24 protein-coding genes, 1 tRNA gene and 1 other RNA gene are annotated in these 25,518 nt (G+C 43.4%); 1 reads left to right on the forward strand and 25 read right to left on the reverse strand.

Annotated features, from left to right (window positions below):
• The 3 genes from MUP17_04215 to uvrC form a co-directional block, all read right to left on the reverse strand.
• Positions 1-137, reverse strand: a 137-nt coding sequence (locus tag MUP17_04215; GenBank protein ID MCJ7458179.1) for a cold-shock protein, incomplete at its 3' end; no start/stop codon positions are given.
• Between the two features lie 333 nt (positions 138-470).
• Positions 471-974, reverse strand: a complete 504-nt coding sequence (locus tag MUP17_04220) for a methylated-DNA--[protein]-cysteine S-methyltransferase (GenBank protein MCJ7458180.1) — start codon at positions 972-974, stop codon at positions 471-473.
• A 176-nt stretch (positions 975-1,150) separates the two neighbouring features.
• The gene (gene uvrC / locus MUP17_04225) at positions 1,151-2,968 is read right to left on the reverse strand and encodes an excinuclease ABC subunit UvrC (GenBank protein MCJ7458181.1); all 1,818 of its coding nucleotides are present in this window, start codon (positions 2,966-2,968) and stop codon (positions 1,151-1,153) included.
• Positions 2,969-3,450: 482 nt separating this feature from the next.
• Between uvrC and MUP17_04230 the strand changes: the two genes are divergently transcribed.
• A complete protein-coding gene (locus tag MUP17_04230) occupies positions 3,451-4,413 on the forward strand; it encodes an endonuclease/exonuclease/phosphatase (GenBank protein ID MCJ7458182.1) in 963 nt (320 codons plus the stop codon).
• Positions 4,414-4,644: 231 nt separating this feature from the next.
• Here MUP17_04230 and MUP17_04235 read toward each other — a convergent pair whose 3' ends face one another.
• The 22 genes from MUP17_04235 to MUP17_04340 all read right to left on the reverse strand — a co-directional run bounded on the left by MUP17_04235 (position 4,645) and on the right by MUP17_04340 (position 25,516).
• On the reverse strand, positions 4,645-5,043 hold the full coding sequence (locus tag MUP17_04235; GenBank protein MCJ7458183.1) for a cupredoxin domain-containing protein: 399 nt from the start codon (positions 5,041-5,043) through the stop codon (positions 4,645-4,647).
• A gap of 140 nt (positions 5,044-5,183) precedes the next feature.
• Positions 5,184-7,907 carry a heavy metal translocating P-type ATPase gene (locus MUP17_04240; protein ID MCJ7458184.1) on the reverse strand — a complete coding sequence of 908 codons (2,724 nt, stop codon included), beginning with the start codon at positions 7,905-7,907 and terminating at the stop codon, positions 5,184-5,186.
• Positions 7,908-8,156: 249 nt separating this feature from the next.
• Positions 8,157-8,366: a glutaredoxin family protein gene (locus MUP17_04245; GenBank protein ID MCJ7458185.1), complete on the reverse strand. Its 210-nt coding sequence runs from the start codon at positions 8,364-8,366 to the stop codon at positions 8,157-8,159.
• Between the two features lie 60 nt (positions 8,367-8,426).
• On the reverse strand, positions 8,427-8,651 hold the full coding sequence (locus MUP17_04250) for an SHOCT domain-containing protein (GenBank protein ID MCJ7458186.1): 225 nt from the start codon (positions 8,649-8,651) through the stop codon (positions 8,427-8,429).
• A 34-nt stretch (positions 8,652-8,685) separates the two neighbouring features.
• Positions 8,686-8,874 (reverse strand): ferredoxin, encoded by a 189-nt coding sequence (locus MUP17_04255; protein MCJ7458187.1) that lies wholly within the window; start codon positions 8,872-8,874, stop codon positions 8,686-8,688.
• A 124-nt stretch (positions 8,875-8,998) separates the two neighbouring features.
• Positions 8,999-9,331 (reverse strand): glutaredoxin family protein, encoded by a 333-nt coding sequence (locus MUP17_04260; GenBank protein ID MCJ7458188.1) that lies wholly within the window; start codon positions 9,329-9,331, stop codon positions 8,999-9,001.
• Positions 9,332-9,384: 53 nt separating this feature from the next.
• Complete coding sequence (locus tag MUP17_04265; GenBank protein ID MCJ7458189.1) at positions 9,385-9,561, reverse strand: hypothetical protein; 177 nt, start codon at positions 9,559-9,561, stop codon at positions 9,385-9,387.
• Positions 9,562-9,592: 31 nt separating this feature from the next.
• Positions 9,593-9,865 carry a DUF5676 family membrane protein gene (locus tag MUP17_04270; GenBank protein MCJ7458190.1) on the reverse strand — a complete coding sequence of 91 codons (273 nt, stop codon included), beginning with the start codon at positions 9,863-9,865 and terminating at the stop codon, positions 9,593-9,595.
• A 6-nt stretch (positions 9,866-9,871) separates the two neighbouring features.
• On the reverse strand, positions 9,872-10,036 hold the full coding sequence (locus tag MUP17_04275; protein ID MCJ7458191.1) for a YHS domain-containing protein: 165 nt from the start codon (positions 10,034-10,036) through the stop codon (positions 9,872-9,874).
• A gap of 652 nt (positions 10,037-10,688) precedes the next feature.
• Positions 10,689-11,522 (reverse strand): 5'-methylthioadenosine/S-adenosylhomocysteine nucleosidase, encoded by an 834-nt coding sequence (gene mtnN / locus MUP17_04280; protein MCJ7458192.1) that lies wholly within the window; start codon positions 11,520-11,522, stop codon positions 10,689-10,691.
• Between the two features lie 174 nt (positions 11,523-11,696).
• The gene (locus MUP17_04285; protein MCJ7458193.1) at positions 11,697-13,097 is read right to left on the reverse strand and encodes an SRPBCC domain-containing protein; all 1,401 of its coding nucleotides are present in this window, start codon (positions 13,095-13,097) and stop codon (positions 11,697-11,699) included.
• A 345-nt stretch (positions 13,098-13,442) separates the two neighbouring features.
• Positions 13,443-16,496 (reverse strand): preprotein translocase subunit SecA, encoded by a 3,054-nt coding sequence (gene secA, locus MUP17_04290; protein MCJ7458194.1) that lies wholly within the window; start codon positions 16,494-16,496, stop codon positions 13,443-13,445.
• A 468-nt stretch (positions 16,497-16,964) separates the two neighbouring features.
• Complete coding sequence (locus MUP17_04295) at positions 16,965-17,447, reverse strand: cyclic nucleotide-binding domain-containing protein (protein ID MCJ7458195.1); 483 nt, start codon at positions 17,445-17,447, stop codon at positions 16,965-16,967.
• A gap of 328 nt (positions 17,448-17,775) precedes the next feature.
• Positions 17,776-17,949: a hypothetical protein gene (locus tag MUP17_04300; protein ID MCJ7458196.1), complete on the reverse strand. Its 174-nt coding sequence runs from the start codon at positions 17,947-17,949 to the stop codon at positions 17,776-17,778.
• A gap of 311 nt (positions 17,950-18,260) precedes the next feature.
• A complete protein-coding gene (gene recR, locus MUP17_04305) occupies positions 18,261-18,857 on the reverse strand; it encodes a recombination mediator RecR (GenBank protein MCJ7458197.1) in 597 nt (198 codons plus the stop codon).
• A 131-nt stretch (positions 18,858-18,988) separates the two neighbouring features.
• Positions 18,989-19,306 carry a YbaB/EbfC family nucleoid-associated protein gene (locus tag MUP17_04310; GenBank protein MCJ7458198.1) on the reverse strand — a complete coding sequence of 106 codons (318 nt, stop codon included), beginning with the start codon at positions 19,304-19,306 and terminating at the stop codon, positions 18,989-18,991.
• Between the two features lie 33 nt (positions 19,307-19,339).
• Complete coding sequence (gene dnaX / locus MUP17_04315) at positions 19,340-20,986, reverse strand: DNA polymerase III subunit gamma/tau (GenBank protein MCJ7458199.1); 1,647 nt, start codon at positions 20,984-20,986, stop codon at positions 19,340-19,342.
• Positions 20,987-21,088: 102 nt separating this feature from the next.
• Positions 21,089-21,356, reverse strand: an RNA gene (gene ffs / locus MUP17_04320) — signal recognition particle sRNA large type.
• A 212-nt stretch (positions 21,357-21,568) separates the two neighbouring features.
• A tRNA-Ala gene (locus tag MUP17_04325) sits at positions 21,569-21,641 on the reverse strand.
• A 621-nt stretch (positions 21,642-22,262) separates the two neighbouring features.
• Complete coding sequence (locus MUP17_04330) at positions 22,263-22,934, reverse strand: SdpI family protein (GenBank protein MCJ7458200.1); 672 nt, start codon at positions 22,932-22,934, stop codon at positions 22,263-22,265.
• Between the two features lie 4 nt (positions 22,935-22,938).
• On the reverse strand, positions 22,939-23,199 hold the full coding sequence (locus MUP17_04335) for an autorepressor SdpR family transcription factor (GenBank protein ID MCJ7458201.1): 261 nt from the start codon (positions 23,197-23,199) through the stop codon (positions 22,939-22,941).
• Between the two features lie 208 nt (positions 23,200-23,407).
• Positions 23,408-25,516 carry an AAA family ATPase gene (locus MUP17_04340; GenBank protein ID MCJ7458202.1) on the reverse strand — a complete coding sequence of 703 codons (2,109 nt, stop codon included), beginning with the start codon at positions 25,514-25,516 and terminating at the stop codon, positions 23,408-23,410.
• Positions 25,517-25,518 lie beyond the last annotated feature (2 nt).

Genomic DNA, 25,518 nt, shown 5'->3' on the forward strand with positions numbered 1-25,518 from the left:
TCTCCCTCTTTCAGGGACTTATATCCCTCTGATTTTATCGCGGAATAATGCACAAAGACGTCTTTCCCCCCTTCCTTGAGCTCGATAAATCCAAATCCTTTAGCCTCGTTGAACCACTTCACTTTCCCTTCTGCCAAAATCCTGTTCACCACCTTTCACTGGAGAAAAGTTAAAAACAAAAACCACGCAAGTCCCACTAAACCAAAGGCTTCCGTGGCTATATATGATCTTTCTATGACGTTCTAAATCCACTAATACTGTCCTTCAAAAAACTACTATATATTATTATACAAAAAAAAGCAAATTTGTCAAGTAAAATTCATCAAAGAGAGCGTCAAAATCCATTATTCTTATCGGTAAAAATGAGTGAAAGATTTAAAGAGGTATATTATGGAGCCCTGCATAGAGGTTCAATCCGCCTCTGGAGGATGAACCCCTGCTAATATCGTTGGTCATTATCTTTTAAATCATCAAACCAGACTTTTCTCAATTTTCAGAAGCCTTTTTTTAAGCTCTATCCCACCACCATATCCACCTAATCCTCCATCTGACCTTATGATCCTGTGGCAAGGGACGATTATCGAAACCGGGTTTTTGCCGCAGGCATTTCCTACCGCCCTTGCTTTCCTGGAGTTTCCTGCCAGTGCAGCTAATTCCCCGTAACTAATAGTTTTTCCATACGGAACTTTTAACATTTTCTTCCAGATTTTTTGCTCAAAAGGAGTGCCGCCGCTCAAATCCAGTTTTTCATCGAATTTGACTTTCTTCCCGGAGAAATAAGCGTTAAGCTGTTTTCCCAATTTAGAGAATTTGCTCTTAGCATCGATCAGCTCAAGTCGCTTATTCTTCTTTAACTCTTCGAAAAATCTGCCCCAGGTAGGCTGGTGAAAAAGCAGGTTGTTCAATCCCCTATCGGTCCTCGTAACTAAGATTTTTCCAATCTTGGTATTCAGAACCGCATAATAGAGTTTCATAGCACCTCTTTTGTTAGTGGTTTTTTGTAGGGCGAGGCCGTTCCTATGGATCCAAATTCGGACAAGGTCTTGAGACTTTCAGCCTCGCATTGCGACCCTGTCCTACGGATCCGTTAATAGGAAAAGGGTCGCGCTACGATTTTTTTTACCCTTGAACTCTTTATCCCTTTATCCTTTTAACCTTTTGTTTCTTTATGAAAATACGAGTAAACCATTTCCGCCACTTTTTTGTTGATATTCTCGGTTTTCAAGAGTTCTTCCAGGGTTGCTTGCTTGATGGCTTCAACTGAGCCGAATTTTGAGAGGAGCAATTTTTTCCTTATTCTGCCAACACCCTCAACCTCGTCCAGCTCAGATTTTGTGACCTTTTTTTCCCTTAAGCCCCGGTGATAAGTGATAGCAAATCTGTGTGCCTCGTCTCTAATCCTTTGTAACAATCTAAGAGAAGAAGAGCTTCTTGGAATCATCAGGGATGACTCCTTACCCGGCAGAAATATCTCATCTAATCTTTTTGCCAGACCAATTACGTTTATCTCTTTAATACCCATCTCGTTAAAAACTTTTAGGGCTGAGGAAAGCTGCCCTTTTCCTCCATCAATTAAAACCAGATCCGGCAACTTCATTTTCTCCTCGAGCAGACGGAAGAAATACCTTCTGACCACCTCTTCCATCATCGCAAAATCATCCTGACCTTTCACGGTTTTTATTTTAAACTTGCGATATTCCGACTTTTTAGGCCTGGCATCTTCAAAGAAAACCAATGAACCGACTGCGTCCGCAGCCCCTAAATTGGAGATGTCAAATGCCACGATCTGCCTTGGAAAGGTAGACAAATACAGGTCCTTTTTCAAAGTGACGACTGATGGAGGAACTGTCTTTTTTATTTTTTTCTTCTGGATAAGAAGCTCCATTAAGAGAAGCTGGGCATTCTGGGTGGCAAGGTTCAGCAGACCTGCCTTCTCCCCTTTTTGCGGTATGATCAGCTCGACTTTCTTTTCGCTTTTTCCGTTAAGCCACTTCTGAATGATATCTTTGTCCTCGACATCTAAAGGTAAGATGAGTTGCTGAGGGATAATAGCGGCATTCATATAATATTGCTTCAAAAAAGAATTCATAACCTCAGAATCCGAAACATCCTTATCCGCCTTCAAATAGAAATGCTGCCTTCCGATTAAAACCCCGTCTCTCACCTGAAGAGTTGCCATACAGACATCGGAACCATCCCGTGCAAAGGCAATAATATCCCTATCGATTATCTCCCTTTCCACCACCTTTTGCCTCTGCATCATGCTCTCCACTGCTTTGAGCTGGTCTCTCACTCTGGCAGCTTCCTCAAAGTTTTCTTCTTCTGCTAATCTATCCATCCTCCGTTTCAATTCCTCGATCAGGACTTTATTCTTCCCAGCTAAAAATAAAAGCACAGTGTTGATCATCTCCCTGTATTCTTTTTCGGAGACCAGACCCTCACAGGGTCCTTGGCATCTCTTGATATGAAAATCCAGGCATACCCTTATCTTTCTCTTAGAAGGAAGAGTATGATTACAGCTCCTCACCGGGAATAGCTTTCTGAGAAGTCTTAAAGATTGCCGCATCCCTTTGGCATTGGTATAAGGTCCAAAATATTTTGCCTTATCTTTTTTAGGCCTTCTCACCACTAGAATTCGAGGAAAAGGTTCATCTACAGTGACTTTGATGTATGGGTATCTTTTATCATCCTTGAGATTGACGTTATACCTTGGCTTGTGCTCCTTGATTAAGTTAGATTCTAAAATCAGAGCTTCCATCTCCGAATCAGTAACCAGAACCTCAAAATCCTTAATCCGAGAAACCAGAGCCTGGGTCCTGGGATGCTCCACACCTGACTGAAAATAAGATTTAACCCGGTTTTTCAGGGATTTGGCTTTTCCTACGTAAATGATTTTCCCCTCCCTATCCTTTAAAAGATAAACCCCAGGCTGAGTAGGAAGGTTTTCTAATTTTACTTGAAGGTCCATACACCCTCTATACGTTGAAGTCGCGCATCTTAATATATATAAGCTTCCCCTAAGCCTGTCAACGAAAAAGACTATCGAATGACGAAGAAAAGCGAATGCAACGCATAGCCGAGATGTAGGGATTCGGAATTTTGAGCCCCTACAAAATAAAAGACTTGACTTTTTAAAGGGGAATAAATAAAATAATAATAGTTTAAAAGACAGATATCAGTTTTGCGTTGTTTTTTTTGTATCTCGCAGCGAGGCCGTCAGGGTTTTGAGACTTTCAGCCTCGCTTAAGCGACCCTTTCCTATGCATCCGTTATTATGAAAAGGGTCGCCCTATGATTTTTACTCTCCCTTGCTCCCGAAGGGATCAGGAGCAAGCCTCCGCAGAGTAGGAAAGGAGTAAAGTGCGATGTCTTCTGGAGTCCAAGAGCTTGCTCTTGTGACATAGGCTTAAAATAGTCAAAAGATCTTTTCAACAAAGAAAGGAGGACAAAATGGAAGAGTACTATATCGCCTGGTGGAACCTTGAAAATTTGTTTGATGTAGAAAATTCCACTGAAAGGCCAGATTGGTTGCAAAAAAACCTTAAGAAGGAACTGAGTGGCTGGAATCAAGGGATATTGAATAAGAAAATTGAACAGCTTTCCAGCATTATCAAGCAGATGAACAAGCCTAAGGGTCCTGACCTTTTAGGGGTTTGCGAGGTGGAGAACAAGCCGGTGATGCAGCAATTAATGGATAGCTTACAACCTCTCGGGCGGAATTACGGTATCGCTCATCATGATACCCTGGATGAAAGAGGTATTGATGTGGGGTACATCTATGACCAGGACAAGTTTGAGGCCGGTGATCAGTTCTCCCATATAATCTTAAAAAGGACCGCCACACGTGACCTATTTCAAGTCAATTTTAAGACTAAATCCGGCACGGACCTGATCATCGTGGGAAACCACTGGCCTTCCAGAACCAGTGGGGAATGGGAGACTGAGCCCTATCGAATCCTGGCAGGCGAGACTCTGAGCTACTGGCACAAAAGAATACTTGAGGAGAAGGGTGATGATGTAGCAATTCTGATCATGGGTGACTTTAATGACGAACCACCCAGCAGATCTATCACCCAGTATGCCCTAAGTACCAGCTGTAAAATGAAGGTTAAGAAGAGCACGAAAGCGCCCAGGCTCTTCAACCTGATGTGGACCGAGATGGGAAAAGGTGTGGGCACGCTTTACTATGATAATTTTCCCCTCCTGTTTGACCAGTTTCTGGTTTCAAAAGGAATGGTAAAGGTAGGCTCACCCATCCAGATCAAATCGGATTCGGTCAAAATTGAACGATTTCCCGAAATGATAAGCGGTACTTATGAAGTCCCCAAGCGATTTGGGAGACCGTCCAGCAAATTAGATACAAAAGGGTTCAGCGATCATTTCCCCATCTCGCTGGTGTTGGAGGAGATTTAACTCTATAATTTTGCGACCCTATCCTGCGGATCCCTTTTGAAGTCAGATCAGCTATTAGGAAAAGAGTCGTTTTACCAATCTTTCCCTCTCCTTGAAGGAGAGGGAAAGGGTGAGGTTATTTAATAGGCAGGTCAGACATTCCTGTGGTTACGAGCCAGCCCGTCCTTTGGACGCCAGGCTTAGCTCTCTGACCAATATTGAACAGGCAGGATGCCTGTTCTACCAACAATTCTACTCCACAATCAACTTCCCCCTCAACATCCCCATCCCGCAGGTGAAGGTATATTCCCCTGGTTTTTCCGGAGTGAACTCGATTGGAGTGGTTTTATAAGCAGGCAAACTTTTTCTTATATTAAAATCCCCGAAAACAATTTCCTCCGAACAGCTCTCTGTCTCGTCCCGGTAAAAATCAATCCTCACCGGAACCCCTTTTTTCACCAAAATCACATCCGGGTCATATCCTCCCTTGACAATCACCTTGATCTCCTGAACCCCGGCGCCAGCAGAGGCTTTCACTTTCTGTCTTTTTGAAAAAAAGAAATACCAGTTCACCAGAATTATCAGAAGTATTCCAAAAACTGCAACTAAGATTTTTGATTCCATATCCTCTGTTCCTTCTTTTCGTGTCATTCTGAGGGAGTCTCCGCCGAAGGCGGAACGACCGAAGAATCTGAGATTCTTCGTCCCTCTACGAGCCATAAAGCTTTTATCAGCCTACGACCGGGGTAGCACCCTCAAACTCGTTTGGGGGTGCTACACAAATGCCAAAATCAAAATCTCCTCAACCTCAAAGAATTAGAAACCACCGAGACCGAGGAGAATGCCATAGCCGCTGAGGCAATCATTGGGTTAAGCAGGATTCCAAAAAATGGATAAAGCACGCCTGCGGCAATCGGAATCCCAAGAACGTTATAGATGAAAGCCCAGAAAAGGTTCTGCCTGATTATCTTTATCGTGTTCTTGCTCAACTTGATTGCGGTGACCACACCGGAGAGGTCTCCTCTGATCAGGGTGATGTCGGACGCCTCCATCGCGATGTCTGTTCCTGTGCCAATAGCTATACCCACGTCTGCCTGGGCTAAAGCAGGGGCATCATTAATTCCGTCTCCCACCATTGCCACGATCTTCCCTTCGTTCTGAAGTTTTCTTACCTCATAAACTTTATCTTCTGGAAGAACCTCAGAGAGGACCCTGTTGATTCCCACTTTCCTGGCAATAGCGTTAGCGGTTTGACGATTATCTCCTGTCAGCATCACTACCTCTAAACCCAACTGGTGAAGCTGCTCCACCGCATTTTTAGAATTCTCTTTCAGAGTGTCCGCAACCGCGATGACCGCGGAAGATTTCCCATCTATTGATAAATAGATACTGGTTTTCCCATCCAGGGATAATTCCTCAGCCTTGGGAATTAAAGCTCTTATCTCTATCTTTCTTTCCTCCATCAGTTTTTGATTTCCCAATAGAACGTTCTTACTATCAATTTTAGCCTCAATCCCGAAACCAGCAATGGAATTGAACTCCAGAGAATCTTTAAGCTCGATTTTCTCTTCTACGGCTTTCCTGACAATCGCCTCTCCCAATGGATGCTCTGATTTTTTCTCCGCGCTTCCAGCATAAAATAAAATCTCTTTCGCAGAGAGTTTGTCCAGGGGGATGATATCTGTCACCTCCGGCTCGCCTTTGGTCAAAGTCCCGGTCTTGTCGAAAATGATGGTATTAATCTTATGCGCAGTTTCTAAACTCTCTCCCCCTTTTATCAAGATCCCTTTTTCTGCTCCTTTGCCTGTGCCCACCATAATGGCAGTAGGAGTAGCCAGACCCAAAGCGCAGGGACAGGCGATGATCATTACCGCAACGAAATTCAGAAGGGCAAAAGTCAAGCCTGGATTTGGACCAAAAACGTACCAGATAATGAAAGTCAAAATGGCAATGGAGATCACCACCGGCACGAAATATCCGGCAATTACATCAGCTAATCTTTGAATCGGTGCTTTGGACCCTTGAGCCTCCTGCACCAATTTGATGATCTGGGCTAAGGCTGTATCTTTTCCAACTTTGGTAGCTTCGAATTTGAAGCTTCCGCTTTTGTTTATGGTGGCACCGATCACCTCATCTCCGGCTTTCTTCTCAACCGGAATACTCTCCCCGGTGATCATTGACTCATCCACAAAAGATTTTCCATCTTTGACAACTCCATCCACCGGGACCTTCTCCCCTGGACGAACAATAACCAAATCTACAACTACAACTTCTTGCACCGGTATATCGATTTCTTTTCCATCCCTAATAACTCTTGCGATTTTTGGCTGTAAACCGATTAACTTTTTTATTGCCTCTGAGGTCTGTCCCTTTGCTCTGGCTTCTAAAACCTTGCCTAGAAGTATCAAAGTTATTATAACTACTGTGGTGTCAAAATAGACCTTAGGCTCAATTCCACCTGACCTGAAGAAAGAGGGGAAAAGGATTGCAGTAATACTGTAGAGATAGGCGGCTGAGGTGCCCACAGCGATCAGGGTATTCATATCCGCATTCCTGTGCCTGAACGCACCCCAGGCACCACGGTAAAACTGCCAGCCAGCCCAGAACTGAACCGGAGTGGCTAAGATCCAGAGAAGATAATAATTTGTCAAAAGCTTGGGAACACCCGCAACCCACTCTAAACTTCCGACCAAAACGATAACACTTATGACCAGTCCAAAGAAAAATTTACTCTTGAGTTTTTTATACTCTCTTTCGCGGATAACTCTTTCGTAATCCTCAACCTCTTCTACTTCCGTTTCTATGACCTTATACCCGGTGGATTCAATTACCTTTTTTATCTCTGCCAAATTTGTCTCTTCCGGAATATATTCCACCCTGGCTCTCTCTGTGGCTAAGTTGACAACAGCATTGGTTACTCCTTTGGTTTCAAGTAATGCTTTCTCGATCTTCTGGATGCAGGAGGCACAGTCTATGCCCTGGATCGGGATTTCAATCGAGACCGTACCCACATCATACCCGCTTTTGCGGATGGAGGAGATAAAACTATCCACGCCCACTTTTCCAGGATCATAAAATATGGTTGCCTTAGACGTGGCTAAATTGACTGAGGTTTTACTGACTCCTTGAAGCTCAGACAAGCCTTTTTGAATAGCCTGAGCGCAGGAAGCGCAACTCATTCCGGTGACGGGAAGGTCTATCCTTTCACCTTTTTTACCCTCAGCCTCATCTTTGAGGGGAGATTTCTTCATATCCATTTTTATACCAGAGGAGGATTTTTCTGCTCGGACAGGAGTTGTACTCCTGTCCGTGGATTTGTTCGGGCAAGAGTGCAACTCTCGCCCGAGCTCTTTTGAGGCAGGGGGAGACTTTTCTTTTAGATATTTCTCAGGGGCTTTATCAAATTCCTCTTTACAGTGCGGGGAGCAAAAATAATAAGTCTCTCCCTTATAGGTTGAGCTACCTGCAGCTTCCTCTTTTTCAACCTCCATCCCGCAAACCGGATCCAAAGGCATTTTTTCCTCTCTGTGTTGACTCCCGCTTTTCGCCGGAATATACGCGTAGCCGAGCCTTCAAGGCTCGGCAGCCCACTATCTCGGACAGGGAGTTGTATCCATCCTGTCAGCAAAATGCTTTTATATCTGACTTATAGCCTTGCGTCTGCGACCCTGTCCTACGGTGCCTACGGCAGACGTAGTCTCCGTTAATAGGAAAAGGGTCGCGCTGAGATCTCAAATTTCTACCTCACCTAAGCAAACAGGGATTTATTTACTTCTCCGTTTCAACAATTTTACAATCTTTTCTCTGTTTATCCCGAACCCCAAAATCTTTTCATTGTCTATGATTATGGTCGGGGTAAGCAGCTGCCCGTATTTCTGAACCAGCTCCTCCCTGTTCCAGTAATCCTCCACGTTCTTATCCTCAAACTCTATCTTCTGTTTCGAAAAGAACCTTTTCGCTGCTTCGCAATCCACTCAGGTTGGTGAGGAATAGATTATCACTTTCTCAGACATTTTTCCCTCCAGTTTTGAATATTATATCCCTGTAAGGTCTTTTTTCTTCTGCTCGAATTCCTCTTTGTTTATCTCTCCCCGGGCATACCTTTTCTTAAGAATCTCCAGGGCATTTTCTTCTTGGGCCGGACTTCTTGGCTCAGACCTTCCCTGCTGAAGAAGCCATTTTACCACCAGGGCAATAAAAAATATCACCACTATCCAGAAAATGATCATCCCCAGCCAGCCAAATCCCCACATGTGCATATTTCCTCCCTGATAAGATTTCAGATCTCTTAATTTACTCCTTGATAATTATAGCAGCAGAAGGACAGGAATCTGCCGCATCCTTACAGCACTCAGCTAAATCTGCTGGAACGTCATTGATTTTGGCAACCGCCTTTTCTCCCTGCATCTCAAAAATCTGTGGGCAAACCTGTACACACAACTCTTCCCCGGTGCACAAGTCAGGATCGACTTTCACTTTCATTATACCCTCCTGCATTAATATTTTTCTCTAAAATCGGTTGCAGATTATGAGATAGATTATCATCCATCAATTCAAAAGTCAAGCTTTTTTCGTAAACATAGCCGTACTGAAAATCTTAAACTCTTCATAAATTTAATATCTTAAGTATATCATTTATGTTTATACCGAATCCCAAAAAGATGGTTTTACCTATGATTATTGTCGGTGTCAACAAGATCCCGTATGTTCTGATCAGCTCCTGTCTGATTTCCGGCTTTTCTACATTTTTGTCTTCGTAGTCTATCTTCTCCTCTGAGAAAAATCTCTTAGCTACCTGGGAATCCGGGCAATCCGGAGCTGAATAGATTACCACCTTTCCAGAGGATTCAGATTCCGATTTTTCAGGAGCAGACTTTGATTTTTTCTTCTCCGGTTTTGAACTGAACAGCCACCAGAATATCTTTTTTCTTCTGCTCATATCCCTATTCCTTCTAAGTTTATCATCAACTCAGTTTCAAGGATAAATATCATCTAATGACAACTCCGGGTGTCTTTCTTCTCCACTAGTTCTCCGTTTTTCCCATTTTCTTCAGGCTTAAGCGAACGGTGATGGGAATGACCTCCACAGCACCCTGCACCCATTCCTCCTCTGGAGAGAAGAAAGATTAATAAAGCTATTCCTATGATTACAAACAAAGTTTCTGACATTTTATCTTCCTCGCTTTTTATGTTTTACGAATCAAAAATCCTTTTGGGAGCAGCAAAATTTGTTTAAAAGATTATAAACCGGAACAAAGACTAAAGCCGTATAAAGTCCATAGATAAAACTCAAAGAGAGACCATATAAGAAGCTCCTGAAACTAATCCAGGTAAAACCCGGTAGTAAAACCTCTAAAAACCTATGCATCTCTGAGCCTTGGATCATCAAGCCGAACAACACGCATAGACTGAAGGTAAAGCTTAAAAATATCGCCAGTGAAAATCCGACTATTTTGATGCTGAGTTTTGTCATGTGAGTTTACTTTTTATGTTCAGTCAAATTTCTAATATATTTTTCCGGCTCTTTTTCGAAAACTGCCTGGCACAAAGGACAGCAGGGATAATAAATATCATGCTTATACTGAATTTTGATATGAGCTTTGTTAGGGTTGGTCCTACTCTTGCAAACCGGGCATAAATGCATATTTCCTCCAGGGTTTGTTAAAGATTATTGGATAGCAGACGTCGGTTCATCCTTTTTATTTTTCTATTTAGGGCAGAGGATTTAACCTCTGCCCTCTGGTGACCCTCTTCTCCAAGCTCTGGAGAAGATTTGCTACGATAACTTAGAGGAATGTTCGCATTAAAAATCTCTTTCAAACCAAATTGACAGCCTTATCTGATGCAACTTTAATGCCAGAATTCTCCTGAAATGAATTTTCTTCTTATTCTCTTAATTGAAAGAAACTTGCAGAGGATTAATTTTTGATTGAACGAAATAAGTCGACAGTAATTAGTCTCAACTGCTACAAAGCCTGTAGGATTTGCTACTGTTGAATATATGCTGTAGAGGTGTTCAATCCTGGAAGCGGATCCGTAGGATTGAACGCCCGACACGATGGTCGGGCGCTACGAAAGCTATAAAGTCCGACGTTTCTGACGGACGCTGTTTAAAGAAACAAAGCTGTAGAGACGCATAGCTATGCGTCTCTACAAAAAAATAGCCCCGCTCCTTGCCTTCAAGGTTAGGTTTTGTTCATTCAGGAATTGGAATTCCCGAATGTAAAAGGTGTAGGAAATCCAATTCCCGCGTCAACTAAAAGACATTGCATACCTGACTGAAGTCAGTTTGAATCTTATAAATGTTTTATTAATTCCAGTACAAAACTTGCTGAATTATCAGCCGCCACTTTAAAAAATCCCCTTAATTCATCAGAAGCAGTGGCGGAGCCTGAGCCGCCTGCTAAATCAGAACAGCTTCTCACCACTAAGACTGGAATCCCATTAACATTTGCCACTTGCGCCACTGCGGCAGACTCCATATCGACGATCTGGGCATCGAATTTTTCTTTTAAATAATCCCTTTTCTCCTTCTGGTCGATAAAGGAATTCCCGGATACTCCCTTTCCCCCGATTTTGACTTGAGGCATACGCTCCCCTACGGGTTTCAATTTAAGATTTTGTCCAGCCGACTTTCCCTTTTCTAAGAGTGCCTTATCCACCTCGAAAAAGAGAACCCCAGCCTCTTTGGTTTGTCCAGGTAAAATAACATAGATTGAATCGGGTATAAAGCCGTCTTTTCCATAATAGCCGTAATCGTGAGTCGCCCATCTTTCCGGGACAACGATATCACCTATGTGATTGGAGGAATCTATCCCTCCGCAGATTCCTGTAAATATTATCTCTTCGGGATTATATTTATCAATCAAAAGCTGAGTGGTCATCGCCGCATTAGTCATACCGACACCGGAATTGACGATGATAACTTCTTTGCCTTCTAATTTCCCAATCCAGAAAACTCTTCCTTTTACGAAAATACTATCCTTTAAATCCAGCTTACTTCTCAGAAGAGCACCTTCCTGGTCAAAGGCATACATCAGGGCAATTTTCCCTTTGGCCTGAACAGATGACTGAACAAAAGAGATAAAAAGTAAAAACAGAACCAAGGAAAAAACTATCTTTCTTCTCATTCCTTTAAACCTCCTTTTTTGATTATTGTCATTCTGAGCCCGAGGGGCGAAGAATCTCTCGAATTTTGACCTTTAGAAAGATTCTTCGGTCATCCCGCTTTTAGCAGAATTCCCTCAGAATGACAGTTTCTCTCGTCAGGCATAAGACCAAACGCTACATCTGACCACTGACCACTATCCTTTAGACTTCCAATCAATCGGTCCCTCAATAAAACGCTTTTTGAGATTACCCAGCACGTATGACCAAGCCTTATCAAAATAGTCATACAGTCTCTCCCAGTCTTTGCTCTTTCCCCAACCATACTGAGAGAATTTGATCTTTACTTTCCCCGGATCGATTTCCTCAAACTGCAGGATCACCTGAGTGCGCCTGTTGCGTAACTCTCCAAATTCAGGCGGAGCACCCCAGTCAAAGGAAAGCATTTCCATTGGAAGATAGCTCAGGATCTTGCAGTCTTCTGAACCTTTTAGACCGTATGGATTCTCAAGAATGAAATAAATCTCATAAGGACCGCCCACAGCTAACTCGACTTTCGCATCACTGGAGAAAAAAGTCTTCACCCCTTCAGTAGTTGTCCAGGCATCCCAAACCTCTTTGAGTGATGCAGGAACAATTATCTCCTTACGGAGGATTTTTTCAGAGGGATTCTTGACGAAGCGATTGGATGAGGAGTTCACAGAAGGTTCTTTGTTTTTTTTCGAAGTTAATGAAAACAACACCACTATTACGAGACTACCCGTCATAAGGCTTCCGAAAACAGTGGCTAATTTCCTAGCGTTGACTATTCGTTGAGTGTCATAGTCAAGATCGATGCTCTGTCTGAAAACTGGTGCTTCACGTGTAAACACGCTAATAGCATTTCCGTATTTAGGCTTCAGCACGGGAAAATTGATTTCAGCTCGGTAATCTTCAATTAAAGGTTTCGGCCCAGGTCTCATACTTGTAATCGACAAAATACTCCCCTTCGCTCCAGAAACCAAATTCCGCACAGCGTTAATATATATTTTTATATTTTTTGCTACTAAATCACCTTTATTTACTAAAGAGATCGTGCTTTCCACCCTTCTAGCTCCCAATATAGCTAACTCCAATTTTCTTCCTTCAATTTGGGATAATTCCTTCACTTCGGGCAACAATTGATTAATCCATTCATCACTATTAGAGGAATAAAGCCCGGCTTTTCCTCCAGCTATAGGATTATAGGATTGAAGCTGTAGCTTTTTTTCGATTTCATAATGTTCATAGTAAGGTACATTTGGTAACAGTTCGTCATCAGGAAAGTAGTAGTCGTATTTGCCTAAAATTGCCTTTTCAAGGTTAGGAATTACTAATCTGGCAGACCTATTAAGGTATTCGACAACGATATCCGGGATCTTATAATTGTGCACTTCGTAATATCTAATTATTGCAGGTTCATCGATCCATACCGCCACAGTGAAAACATCGATGGAAACCTCTGCATGTTGATTTGAAAAATCAAATAATGCGACCAAGCTGGTTATAATAGTGACTCCAACTACTAGATTTAGAAACTTATTAAATGAATCCAGAATTGAAAGTGAAAGAATCTTCATTAAGAATTCAACTCTGGAGTCAGGAGTTACCTCCTGACTCCAAATAAAGTTGTAAAGCTGTCAGCTGTTAACACTTGACAACATATCTAAATATCTTTTGTGGGAGAAATATAACGAGAGAACTTGCGGATGTAAAGAAAAAAAAGGACAGCCACAAGGGCTGTCCCTACGAAATCCTTACTTAACGACCCTGAAAGGGTCGCACTACGTTCGTCCGGGATAAACCCGGACGCTACACAATTGGTTTGGGAAATCCAATTCCCGAACCAACAAACATTATAGCATCAGCAAGCTGATGCACTCCTTTTTTCTGACCACTGATCACTCGCCACTGACCACTGTTTTTCACGCTCCGCAGCACTTCTTATATTTTTTCCCGGATCCGCAGGGGCAGGGGTCGTTTCTGCCTACTTTCTGTCCGACCTTGACTGGTTTGGGTTTTCCCGGGGCGACTTCTTCTGCCTGGTTAGTGGTGGAATAGCCCATTCCTGCTGCTTCCTGGTGAATCGCCTGCAATCTTTTTTCCGGCTCTTTTTTTCTGGCTTGCTCCTCTTTTTCCCTGACCTGGAGTTTATAAATTAAGGACAGGGCTTCCTCATCCACCTTATCCACCATCCCGGCAAACATCTGGAAGGCTTCCTTTTTGTATTCCAAAAGGGGGTCTTTCTGACCATAAGCTCGCAAACCTATTCCGGTCTTGAGCATATCCAGCTCATACAGGTGCTCTTTCCACATCTCATCAATCGCCTGAAGCATGGCAAACCTTTCCAGCTGCCGCATTATATCAGCGCCATAAGCCTTTTCCTTATGCTCGTAAATCTCCCTGACCACAGAGGTGACCTTCTCTTTTAATTCAGCTTTAGTCAACTTAGGTATATCCTCATCCTTGAATTTAAGCTCAAGTAAGAATATTCTTCTTAACTCTTCTCTTAACCCGCCTAAGTTCCAGTTTTCAGTATATTCATCAGGACCCGTGAATTGCTCCACTTTGCTTTCCACAACCTTTTCTATTAACCCTAAAACCTCTTCTTTCAGATCAGCGCCTTCCAGGGCGGCTAACCTGCGATCGTAGATGACCTCCCTTTGCTGGTTCATCACGTTATCATATTCTAACAAATGTTTTCTAATGGCAAAGTTCTGTGCTTCGACCCTTTTCTGTGCTCTTTCTATTGCTTTGGTCACCATACCGTGCTGAATAACCTCGCCGTCTTGTACTCCTAATCTGTCCATTACTGAAGCAATTCGGTCTGAGCCGAAAAGTCTCATCAGGTCATCTTCTAAGGAAAGATAAAACCTGGATGAGCCAGGATCTCCCTGTCTTCCGCTTCTTCCTCTTAACTGACGGTCAATTCTTCTTGCCTCATGCCTTTCTGTGCCCATGATGTGCAAACCGCAGGGGACATTTTCATAACATTTCAATTCCTCTAAATGAGGGCACTGGTCTTCTCCGCTGCTTTCTTTAATTAGCCGACAATAAGGCGATTTTACTACACCCGGACCCAATTTTATATCCGTTCCTCTTCCCGCCATATTGGTGGCGATGGTTACGGTTCCGGCTTTTCCAGCCTGGGCCACGATCTCTGCTTCCTGCTGGTGATATTTGGCGTTTAAAACCGAATGTTTTATCCCCTCCCTTTTGAGCATGCGGGAAAGAGTCTCAGACACATCCACTGAAACCGTTCCGACCAAAACCGGATGACCAGCCTGGTGATACTCTTTTATCTCCTCGATTATGGAATTATATTTTTCCCTTTTGGTGCGGTAGACCACATCATTAAAATCAATTCTTCTGACCGGCTCATTCGTGGGAATGACAACGACATCAAGTTTATATATCTCCCAGAACTCAGGCGCCTCAGTTACCGCAGTTCCAGTCATTCCGGCTAATTTCTGATAAAGCCGAAAGTAGTTCTGCAGAGTGATGGTGGCTAAGGTTTGAGTTTCTCCTTCGACTTTGACCCCTTCTTTGGCTTCAATTGCCTGGTGCAGTCCGTCGGAATATCTTCTTCCCGGCATAAGCCTGCCAGTGAACTCATCCACGATCAGGACTTTTCCATCCTGAACCACATACTCCACGTCCTTTTCAAAAAGAGAATAGGCTTTCAAAAGCTGGGAGATATTGTGGACCTTTTCGCTTCTTTCGGCATGCAGTCTGTAAAGCTCCTCTTTTTTCTGAAGCTTTTCCTGAATCGAAAGGTCCGGATTTGAGTCTATCTCGTGAATACCTTCAGTGATGTCCGGGATCTCGAAAAGAGCCTGATCCTGAGGAGAGAGAAGGGAACGACCCATCTCATTTAAGTTGGATGAGTTTTCCCGCTCATCGATTGAATAGTAGAGCTGGTCATCTATTTCGCCGATTTTTTTATCCCGCAGAAAATCCAGCTCAACACTGGTGATTAATTTTTTTACCCCGGTCTCTTTCAAAAGCTTCATCAATTTTTTATTCTTTGGAGCACCTCGCTGAGCAGTCAAAAGCTTTATTCCAGCCTCGTATTCTTTTTCCTGTTTTAAAAGCTCCTCCCCTTCAGCTATCAGCTTGTTGACCAGAACGGTCTGTCTCTTTACCATCTGGTCGACCAGAGGTCTCATCTCGTCGTATCTTTGTGTAGAGGAGCTGACCGGACCGGAGATAATCAAGGGAGTCCTGGCTTCGTCGATCAGAACGCTATCCACCTCGTCCACGATAGCATAAAAGAAGCCTCTCTGCACCCGGTCCTCAGCCCTGATTGCCATATTGTCTCTGAGGTAATCGAAACCGAATTCGTTATTGGTTCCATAGGTGATGTCACAGTTGTACTGGACTTTCCTTTCAGCATTGTCCATCTCATTCTGGATACAGCCTACAGCCAAACCCAAGAACTTGTAGATTTCACCCATCCACTGGGAATCTCTTTTGGCTAAGTAATCGTTGACCGTAACTAAGTGGACACCCTTGCCAATGAGCGCATTCAGATAAATAGGCATAGTTGCAACTAAGGTTTTACCCTCACCAGTTGCCATTTCTGCAATTTTCCCCTGGTGCAGAACAACCGCGCCGATCAACTGCACGTCGAACGGCACCATATCCCATTCGATCTCTATTCCGCTAACTTCCCATTTCTTACCTAAAAGCCTTCTGCAGGTCTCTTTGACTACTGCAAACGCCTCTGGTAGAATCTGGTCTAAGATCTCTTTTTGTGCGTGTTTTTGCTCTTCCTCAGGGGTTCCCTCAGTCTGATAAGGATCTAAGTATTCTCTTATCCTCTGTTTAAACTCTTCGGTCTTGCCTTTTAACTCCTCATCCGAAAGGGACTTAAACTCTTCAAAAAATGTATTTATCTCATCAACTATCGGCTTGATCTTCTTGATATCCCGCTCGTGTTTAGAGCCGAAGACTTTGGTCAATATATTTTCTGACATTTAAAAATGCTCCTTTGGATTGCCCAAATAAATACGAAATTTCTCCCAAAATATCGAAAACGGTTGGATTATGCAAGGAAAAAGAAAGATTTGTAGTGGCTTGATTTATCAAGTCCTCTGCTAAGATTACTGCTCTCTGTTGGTCTCCAGACCAACAGAAATTGAGGGGTTTCATTCTCCACAGGCGGGTTGAGCACCCCCGTCAAAGTTTATGACAGATATGCTATGAGGTCATTACCGGTTGGTACGAATCTATCCTTAGATTTTGCTCATGCCGGTGAGCTTGTCGAACCGCTTGTTCGCTCTAAATTAATTGGGCAGACACTCAGGTCTGTCCCTACGACTCCGTCGGGTCAGGGGACCCGACGACCACATGTGAACTCACCCTGAATCCCTCTCTTAGAAAGAGAGGGACGTCGTTTCTCCCTTTTCTTTTTAAGAGAAGGGGCCAAGGGATGAGTTCGACTTCTAAGTCAATGAATCCTTTTTCTTGAGAACTTGCTGTATTTCCCTGATCAGTTTTTCTTGAGTCAGCATGAATCTTCTGGCGATAAGCCTGGCTATGTTCCTCATCAGCACGTATCCCAGATGATTATTTGACTCGCACAGTTTTATAAGTTCCTGGTGACCCATCTGCAAAAGCTCGGAATCCGTCACCGCATGAGCGGAAAGAGTATATTTATAGGGCTCAGTCAAAGCTGACCAGCCCAGAGGCTCCCCTCTACATTTTCTCTCTAAACAAATCTCATGAGAGATGTTCTGATAAGTAACCTGAAAACGAAGCTCTATTTCTCCTTCTTTTACAATGAAGAGATGTTCCGCCGCATCGCCGATATTAAAAATCCTCTCTCCTTTATTGAATTTAGCCACCTGGGATATCTTGGTAATCTTCTGAAGCTCGTCCTCCCCTAATCCCTCAAAGATCCTGGATTGTTTCAATAACTCGTGCATCTTTTCTCCTCCTTAGCCCCTCTAAAAGAAAGATATACCTAAAATAAAAACCCTGGTTATGAAAAAGTCAAAGGTTATTTTATACTAAATTGGTCTGGTTTCAAAATTCAATACTTTTTACTAGGATAGAGGTATAGTATCTCGCATAAGGCGGGATCTCCCTGCAACTTTTCGCTCTACTCTTAAGGAGGGGGTTAGGGAGACTCGATTTGGGTTCGATAAAACTAACCTCTGCCAAAGGCATTTGCTGGGGCCTGCTTTATCAAGCCCAATTTGCCGAGTTGTGTATTCTCCCCCCGTGAATGGTTAAACATCCTTTGGACCAAATCTAAATGTCCTCTCTACTTCCTGATTTTTTAGATTTCGTCTGCCCGGACATACCAAAGAATCCGAAAAAGCTATAAAAGCCATAAAAACCATAAAATCCCTCATGTCCGGGAATTAAACCTAAAAGCCCCAGAAGTCCCAGGAACCCAAGATAACCGAGTTTCTTCTTGTCCAAGCCATCCTCCTTTTACACATTTACTGCTCTTTGTTGGTCTCCAGACCAACAAAGAAAAATAATTTGGGTTCGATAAATCGAACCCCTACATTCGGAATTTGTAGCCCTCTACCGAGCCCTGAAGGCTCGGCTACGCGTCTTAAGAATCCTGTAGGGGCGTATTGCCATACTCCTCTCATAACCTGTATTTTTCGTGACGCAAGGCTGAAGCCTTGCCCTACAAACCATCTCCGTCGGGTCAGTCCCGCCGTTGGCGGGACGACGGTCACATAGAGGGCAGAACGATGTTCTGCCACTATAGAAAAAAATCTTTAAAACTCCACCCGGCCTTCGATTGCATTTGCCAGGGTGGTGGCATCTGCATATTCCAATTCGCCGCCAGCAGGAATTCCTCTGGCGATGCGGGTGACTTTAATTCCCAAAGGTTTTATCAGCCTGGCAAGATAGATGGCAGTAGCTTCACCTTCAACATTCGGGTTAGTGGCGATTATCACCTCTTTGACATTCTCCTTTAACCTGGTCATCAGCTCTCTGGTTTTCAGATCATCTGGGCCAACCCCATCCAAAGGTGATAAAACTCCACCTAACACGTGATACAATCCTCTGTATTGATTGGTCTTTTCCAGGGCCAGAACGTCCTTCGGCTCTTCAACCACGCAGATTATACTTCTATCCCTTTTTGTATCCCTGCAGATGTTACAAGGGTCTTCTTCGGTTATGTTAAAACAGACTGAGCAGTATTTAACTTTATCCTTGACATCCAGTATTGCTTGGGAAAGCTTCAAAGCCTCATCCCTTCTGAGCTTCAGGATATAGAAAGCCATCCTCTGGGCAGTTTTCCTGCCGATTCCGGGGAGCTTGGAGAACTCTTCCACTAATCTTTCAACTGAATCTGTTAATTTCGCCATAGCATTTTGACGCAGACTAAAGTCTGCGGCTACCTTGTTCCCTCTCCCTTACAGAGAGAGGATTAGAGTGAGGTTCAAAAGCAATCTGACCCTCCCTCAGGTCCCTCCCTGAAAGGGAGGGAAACAAAAGCTTAAAATGGCATCCCTGGAATTTTCAGGCCACCGGTAAGTTTTGCCATCTCCTCGTTTTGAATTTCCACCGACTTTTCCCTTGCCTGGTTGACCGCGGCTAAGACCAGATCCTCTAACATCTCCACATCCTCTTTATTCACCACTTCCGGATCGATCTTTATCTCTAAGATCTCCTGTTTTCCGTTGGCGATTACCTTTACCATCCCTCCACCGCTTGTCCCTTCCACTCTTTTATTCTCCAGCTCCTTCTGGACCTCCTCCATCTTAGCCTGCATCTTTTGAACCTGCTTCATCATATCCCCTAACCCTTTAGGCATTTTCTCCTCCACGATTGCGAGCCGTGTGAACGGCTAAATTAGTTTCTTGTCGATTATCTCCCCGCCTAAATTATCTATTATATCTTTAAGCCCTGGAATATCCTGATAATGAAAATCATTCCTGACAACAGAACCTTTCTGCTGGGAGTTCGTTTTCTTTTCGTTCAAAAGAAAATTTATCCTGAAATCACTCTGAAATACCTGATTCATTATCTCCCGAATCTCTTTCAGGTTATCTTTTTTTTCTACGTGTTTTTTGTGAAACTCAGTCCCGTTGGAAAATTCCAGGAGCAGAACTCCGTTGTCTAATGACACTATCTCTGCGTGACTCAAACAGCTCCAGAGAGAGGCTTTTCTTTCTTTTACTTTGTTTAACACCTGTGGCCAGCTGGATTTCAAGGTTTCCAGATTCAAGGAGAGACTGTTTTGATCCGGGGGCTTAAGATTTTCCTCTGGTACAGAATTTTCCTCTAGCTGCGAATCCTTTATCTGGGAGATTTCTTTTTTCTGGGGAAGTTTATACTCTGTTCCTCCGCCTTCTGAACCTGCCTGTCCTAATCTTTCCAGAAGAGTCTCAATAGACACGGATGAATCCATTTTGATCAGCTTTAATAGAGAGACCTCTAAATGTATCCTTGGCTCACTTGTCTTCTTCAAGGTATAATTGAGATCGATAATTATTTTTATCATCCTCAGAAGGTCCGTTTCCGAAAAACTCTCTGCTTCCTTTTTATATCGCTCGATATAATGTTTTGAAAGGTCAAAAAGCCGCTCTGACTCTCCTCCGATTTTAGCTACCAAAAGGTTCCTCAGATGTTCTAAAAGCCCGGCTACAAACTCTTGCAGGTCCACACCTGAATCGATCAGGCTTTCAAGAAGCTCTAACCCTTTTTTGCTGTCTTTTTCTAAAACGACTTTAGTGAGATCAAAGTAAACCTCCTGCTCGACCAGACCCAGGGTTTGGTCAACTATCTTTTTGGTAATCTTTTTACCACCGAAAGCTATCATCTGGTCCAGAAGAGAAAGTGAATCCCTGAGACTTCCATCAGCTTTGCGGGCTAAGGTATAGATGGCTTCTTTTTCCATTTCCAATCCTTCTTTCTGAGCAATGTTCGAGATGGTCTCGACCAGATCGTTGAACGGAATCCTCTTGAACTCAAATCTCTGACAGCGAGAGAGTATGGTGGCAGGGACTTTCTGAGGTTCTGTGGTAGCGAAGATGAAGACCACATTGGCTGGCGGCTCCTCGATCGTTTTCAGCAGAGCGTCAAAAGCAGAATCTGAGAGCATCTGGACTTCATCGATTATGTAGACTTTATATTTGCCCCTTACTGGTGCATATTTGACCCCTTCGATTATCAGCCCCCTGATATCCTCTACTTTGCTCTTGGAAGCGGCATCCATCTCAAAGACGTCTATGCTTCTGCCGACATTTATCTCCTGACAGGCAGAACACTGGTTGCAGGGTTCTGAGGTTGGACCTTTCTCGCAGTTCAAAGCTTTGGCTAAGATCCTGGCAACTGTGGTCTTGCCAGTCCCCCTGGGTCCGGAGAAAAGATAAGCGTGTGCGATCCTTTTTGAGTTTATGGCATTGACCAGAGTGGTGACAACATGTTTCTGGTCCACCACTTCCCCAAACCCCATTGGCCTGTATTTTCTCGCCATTACCAGATAAGACATCTGTTCTCCCTTTGTCCGTCTTACGTCTTACATCTAACGTCTTACTTTTTATGTTTTTACCATCCACTACCCACCAGAATCCGCCTGCGGCGAATTCTTCTCCCGTGCACCCACCTTTGATCCCTCACTCCAAGGAGGTTCGGACGCAGTCAGGCTCCAGCCAGGCTCTCTTACGGCACACTCAGGTATTCACTTACCGCTGCTACCTTCCGGTCCTGACGGGGTTAGGTGAGCCTGGGTTGCGCAAGACCTGACCTTCATCGCCTCTTACCCCTCCCCTTTCTCAGAGGAGAAGACCTCAGGCGGGGATTCGACCCCGGTAAAGCGGGTTCCGGGTTACAGGGCACCGCTAACTCCCCATCTAGCACGGGAAAAGGAGGTCTAATCTTCGATTAGACCTCCTGGTTGTTTGTTAATGGTTCATGGTTCATAGTAAAAACTACTTAATCGAGTTGATAAGAACACTTTAATTGGTTCGGGAATTGGATTTCCCGAACCAATTATGAACGGGTGGAGACAAGCTCCACCCCTACGCGAATTAAAACTGACAACTACTCACTCGCCACTGACCACTGTTTTTTCTGGAGCAGAGCGGATTCGAACCGCCGACCTTCTCGTTGCGAACGAGACGCTCTCCCAGCTGAGCTACTGCCCCAAGTGAAAATCGGTTTATGGTTAATGGTTCATAGTTAAAAAAACAAAACAATTAAAGGAAAAACAAATTATCTTACGGGTTCAAATATCACCTAATCCGTGAAAAAAATCAAGAAGATTTTAGTTTATTTTTTGAGAAGAAAATGGCCAGAATAAACAGTAGGGACAGAACATCGTTCTGTCCTCCTGCTTTGATTGTCATTGCGAGGAGCTTATTTGATCGACGAAGCAATCTCCTCAAACTCAAATAAAACGGATTGCTTCGCCCTTGAGGCTCGCAATGACCGTAAAAAAGGCTGAGGCAGGGCAAATGCCTTGCCCCAGTAATCTCGGGAATGTATTCTACATTTGGAACTCACCCTGAATCCCCCGCCGTTGGCAGGGCAGACCTCTCTTAGGAAGAGAGTAACTAAAGCTCCCCTTCTCTTGTTAAGAGAAGAGGCAAAGGGATAAGTACGAGCAACTGAAGGAACTCACCCTGAATCCCTCTCTTAAAAAGAGAGAGACTAAAAGCCCCTTCTCTTCTTAAGTCGAAGATCCCGCCACGGGCGGGAAGAAGGGGCAGGGGATGAGTTCAGCTATAAAGCTTATACGCTATAATCAGCAGAATGGTCTCTGACTTTCACAATTCAGGAACATTCTTATTCTCACCCTTTTGAAGTTTTTTGTAAAGGTACAACGGATAAATAATACTGGTGTACAAGATAACCGGAACAAGAATTACAACCAGGCTAAAGAACAGGTTTACTTTTAAAAGAGAGAGGATGATTATGATTATCCCGGCCAGAACAAAAAGCCAGCCAGAGAGTATATGAGTTTTCTTCCAAACTATCTCCGAGGCTAAAGTCCACGGAGAGCGAATACCAAAAAAGAAATTCCGGGGGAGTTTTGGAAGATAATTGCCCAGAAATATGAACAGAAGTCCAAAACCAACCCCGTATACGCTTCTTTCAAACCTTCCGGCCTTCGCAGAGAAAAGCTCCAGCACGTAGAAGAACAGGAAAAAAAGAAGGGCAAAATCTCGAAACATCAGGAAGACATTATACTTGTTCTGAATCCTTTTCCAAAAAGGATCGATGAAAGGGATAAAGGTCAAAAGCAGGTAAATGAATGCTGCTAAGCCTAAATTAAACCAGACCACGTGCAATTTTGGTGAGTACTTATCCGGTATTCCATTGAGATTAAAATGTGAAGGAATTCTTTCCTGCAAAATCGGGTAAAAATAGATCGACAGGGTTACAAACAGTGTAATGATGACAAAGGGAAAAATCTCTCTCTTTACGTTCCATCTCATAATCTTACCTCCTCTTGATAAATTTAGTCATATATTCAATCGCCATCTGGAAAACGCTCATATTAAGCGAATATTTTATGAATTGCCCTTCTCTTTCCCCGGTGATCAGATTTGCCCTCTTCAGGATATCCAGGTGATGGGAAAGTGTAGGCTGGCTGACCTCGATTTTCTCCAGTATCTCCGAAGGGGTCTGGTCCTTCTGCTTGAGCAGGTCCATAATCTCTCTCCGGGTGGGGTCAGAAAAGGCCTTAAACAGTTCACTCAAGTCCTTCATATCTTCGCTCTGCAAAACAGGAATATTTTATATATCTACATATTTACATTTATCTATATATCAATATAATGATACGATTTCTCTTGTCAAGTGTTTTTATAAATAAAAATTTTATCTCTCAAAAAAAAATCGGACAAGCCTTTGGCTCGCCCGTCCTATATGCTGTCTACTATCTACTATCTACTGTTTATCAGTCAAATTATGTAGGCAGTTCTATCAACTGGTCTTCGTATCCATCGTAGAAATCATGGCAGGTCAAAAGGAGAATCTGGTATTTCTTGGAAAGAGATTTTAAAAGCTTCAGCGCATTTTTCCTTCTATGTTTGTCAAAAGTGACAAAAGGGTCATCCATTATCACCACCGGATTTTTATCTTCAGAGATCAGATTCAACAAAGCTAACCTGCAAGCAAGGTAGATCTGGTCCAAGGTTCCGCGGGAAAGATACTTTTGCGGATCAACCCAGTTTTTGAGTTTGTCTGAAAAGACCTCAAATCTGAAGCTTTCCTTGTCAAACCTGACCTGGTTATATTTCCCGGCAGTCATCTCCTTTAAGAGCTTGGAGGTTTCCTCCTCCAGAGTACCGACACAGGTGTCAATCACTTTTCTCCTCGCCTCTTCCAGGGTCCCCTGAACAATCTCGTATATCTCCAATCCCTTCTGGAGCTCCGTCAAGCTCTTATGAGTATAATCTAACCTTTCCTCCAAGCTTGCCTCTAACTCTGTCCCGCATTCAGCCATCTCCAGCTCTTTTTTCAACGCAATAGTTTTTATTTCCAGGTTTTTTCTTTTCTCTTCTATCTCCCTGACTTCATTCTGGAGATGTATCAGCTCTTCCCTTTTCAGGATAAACGGCTTTAAATCCCTGGTCTTCTCATCCCATAGAGCCAGTTCCTTAGTCACCTCTTTCAGTTCGCTTTCCAGTTCTCTTGCATTCCGTCCTCCCAACCACCCCTCATATCTGGAAAGCTCATTTTTTATTTCCCGCTCTATGTCCCGGTAGTGGTCATAATTCTCTCTCAAGACTTGAGAGGAGACCAGATTATATTTGCTCAAAATATTCTTGGCTGAGGTCGTTAGTTCATAAGAATCTCTTTCCAGCTCCTGAAGCCGGTTTCTCTTCTGTTCTATCTGCTGGGAGTAGAAATGTCTTTCACTTTTCTGGGCTAAAAGTTTGAATACGAAGACCAGTAGTAGAATGAAAGTAAAGCCAGCCCCTCCCCACAACACAGGCTTCAGGAAATAAGCCAGAAATCCGAATAAAAGGGTCAAACCCAGAGCAGATAAAGCTATGATTTTCAGGGTCTGGTTATGGGAACACGCATCCAGCACAGTTTTAAGCTCCTCTTCTTCCCTGAGCCATTCATTCTTTTTTTCCTCTAAGAAAACAAGCTTTGCCTCTAATTCATCTATTTTGTCCTTATCCTCTTTGCTTACTGCAATATATTTTGAAGCCTCCTCCCTTAATTTGCGCACCACCCTTTCCGAATTCTGGGTCTGTTTTATACGGGTATTTAAATCGTGAAATCTTTCTTCTAATTCTCTTTGTTTCTCCTCTAATCCTGAGGCAGCTTCCGCTTTTTCTAATAGCTCTTTTTTAACCTCTGACTCTTTGCTTGTTTTTTCAAGTTCGGAGGAGCTTTCCGTTAGCTCGCTCTGGCTTTCCTTCATCTTCTTGTTCTGATTCCTGACTTTTTCCAACTCGTAAGTTAGCTCTTCCCTGTCCTTCTCGTATTTCTGAATTATTCCCAAGTTCTTGGTCCCGACTTTCTTAAGCTCCCCCATTTTTTCCTTTATGTGCTCTATGATCTTGGAGGCTTTTACCTTCTCCTCTCCCCCGGTTACCAGGCTTTCTAACTTATCCTTGATGGCTTCTACGCTTGAATCCAGACGGGAGATCTCATCCTGCTGCACGCAGGCAGTAGCTAAAAAAACCTCTTTAGTCGGAATCCCTGTCCTCTGGTTTATAATCTCCTCAATACTTTTTTTGTCCTCCCAGCTCTCTCCGCTTGGAGTTTTGGAAAGTTTAAGAAAACCAGTGTCAAAATTCTTTTCCAGTGAATAAGAGTCCCCCCCTGCCTCGAAATCCAGCTTCATCTCAAAATCTTTCTGGAAACCCCAGGAAGTCTTGTCCTTCAGCTCTTTCTTTGTAGATTTGGGATCATCGTACAGGGCACAGGTCAAAGCCTCGACCAAGGTGGACTTACCAGCCTCGTTGTCCCCTTTGATCAGGTTAATCCCCTTACTTAACCCGATCTCGAACTTGTCGAATTTGCCATATCTTTTTAGATTTAACTTCTCGACTCTCATCT

The organism is Candidatus Zixiibacteriota bacterium (assembly GCA_022865345.1).
In the GTDB taxonomy this organism is placed as follows: domain Bacteria; phylum Zixibacteria; class MSB-5A5; order MSB-5A5; family RBG-16-43-9; genus RBG-16-43-9.

Excerpts from the sequence above, each read along its gene's own strand:
- MUP17_04220 (MCJ7458180.1), bottom strand. The coding sequence starts at position 974 with ATGAAACTCTATTATGCGGTTCTGAATACCAAGATTGGAAAAATCTTA.
- uvrC (MCJ7458181.1), bottom strand. The coding sequence starts at position 2,968 with ATGGACCTTCAAGTAAAATTAGAAAACCTTCCTACTCAGCCTGGGGTT.
- MUP17_04230 (MCJ7458182.1), top strand. The coding sequence starts at position 3,451 with ATGGAAGAGTACTATATCGCCTGGTGGAACCTTGAAAATTTGTTTGAT.
- MUP17_04235 (MCJ7458183.1), bottom strand. The coding sequence starts at position 5,043 with ATGACACGAAAAGAAGGAACAGAGGATATGGAATCAAAAATCTTAGTT.
- MUP17_04240 (MCJ7458184.1), bottom strand. The coding sequence starts at position 7,907 with ATGCCTTTGGATCCGGTTTGCGGGATGGAGGTTGAAAAAGAGGAAGCT.
- MUP17_04250 (MCJ7458186.1), bottom strand. The coding sequence starts at position 8,651 with ATGCACATGTGGGGATTTGGCTGGCTGGGGATGATCATTTTCTGGATA.
- MUP17_04255 (MCJ7458187.1), bottom strand. The coding sequence starts at position 8,874 with ATGAAAGTGAAAGTCGATCCTGACTTGTGCACCGGGGAAGAGTTGTGT.
- MUP17_04260 (MCJ7458188.1), bottom strand. The coding sequence starts at position 9,331 with ATGAGCAGAAGAAAAAAGATATTCTGGTGGCTGTTCAGTTCAAAACCG.
- MUP17_04265 (MCJ7458189.1), bottom strand. The coding sequence starts at position 9,561 with ATGTCAGAAACTTTGTTTGTAATCATAGGAATAGCTTTATTAATCTTT.
- MUP17_04270 (MCJ7458190.1), bottom strand. The coding sequence starts at position 9,865 with ATGACAAAACTCAGCATCAAAATAGTCGGATTTTCACTGGCGATATTT.
- MUP17_04275 (MCJ7458191.1), bottom strand. The coding sequence starts at position 10,036 with ATGCATTTATGCCCGGTTTGCAAGAGTAGGACCAACCCTAACAAAGCT.
- mtnN (MCJ7458192.1), bottom strand. The coding sequence starts at position 11,522 with ATGAGAAGAAAGATAGTTTTTTCCTTGGTTCTGTTTTTACTTTTTATC.
- MUP17_04285 (MCJ7458193.1), bottom strand. The coding sequence starts at position 13,097 with ATGAAGATTCTTTCACTTTCAATTCTGGATTCATTTAATAAGTTTCTA.
- secA (MCJ7458194.1), bottom strand. The coding sequence starts at position 16,496 with ATGTCAGAAAATATATTGACCAAAGTCTTCGGCTCTAAACACGAGCGG.
- MUP17_04295 (MCJ7458195.1), bottom strand. The coding sequence starts at position 17,447 with ATGCACGAGTTATTGAAACAATCCAGGATCTTTGAGGGATTAGGGGAG.
- recR (MCJ7458197.1), bottom strand. The coding sequence starts at position 18,857 with ATGGCGAAATTAACAGATTCAGTTGAAAGATTAGTGGAAGAGTTCTCC.
- MUP17_04310 (MCJ7458198.1), bottom strand. The coding sequence starts at position 19,306 with ATGCCTAAAGGGTTAGGGGATATGATGAAGCAGGTTCAAAAGATGCAG.
- dnaX (MCJ7458199.1), bottom strand. The coding sequence starts at position 20,986 with ATGTCTTATCTGGTAATGGCGAGAAAATACAGGCCAATGGGGTTTGGG.
- MUP17_04330 (MCJ7458200.1), bottom strand. The coding sequence starts at position 22,934 with ATGAGATGGAACGTAAAGAGAGAGATTTTTCCCTTTGTCATCATTACA.
- MUP17_04340 (MCJ7458202.1), bottom strand. The coding sequence starts at position 25,516 with ATGAGAGTCGAGAAGTTAAATCTAAAAAGATATGGCAAATTCGACAAG.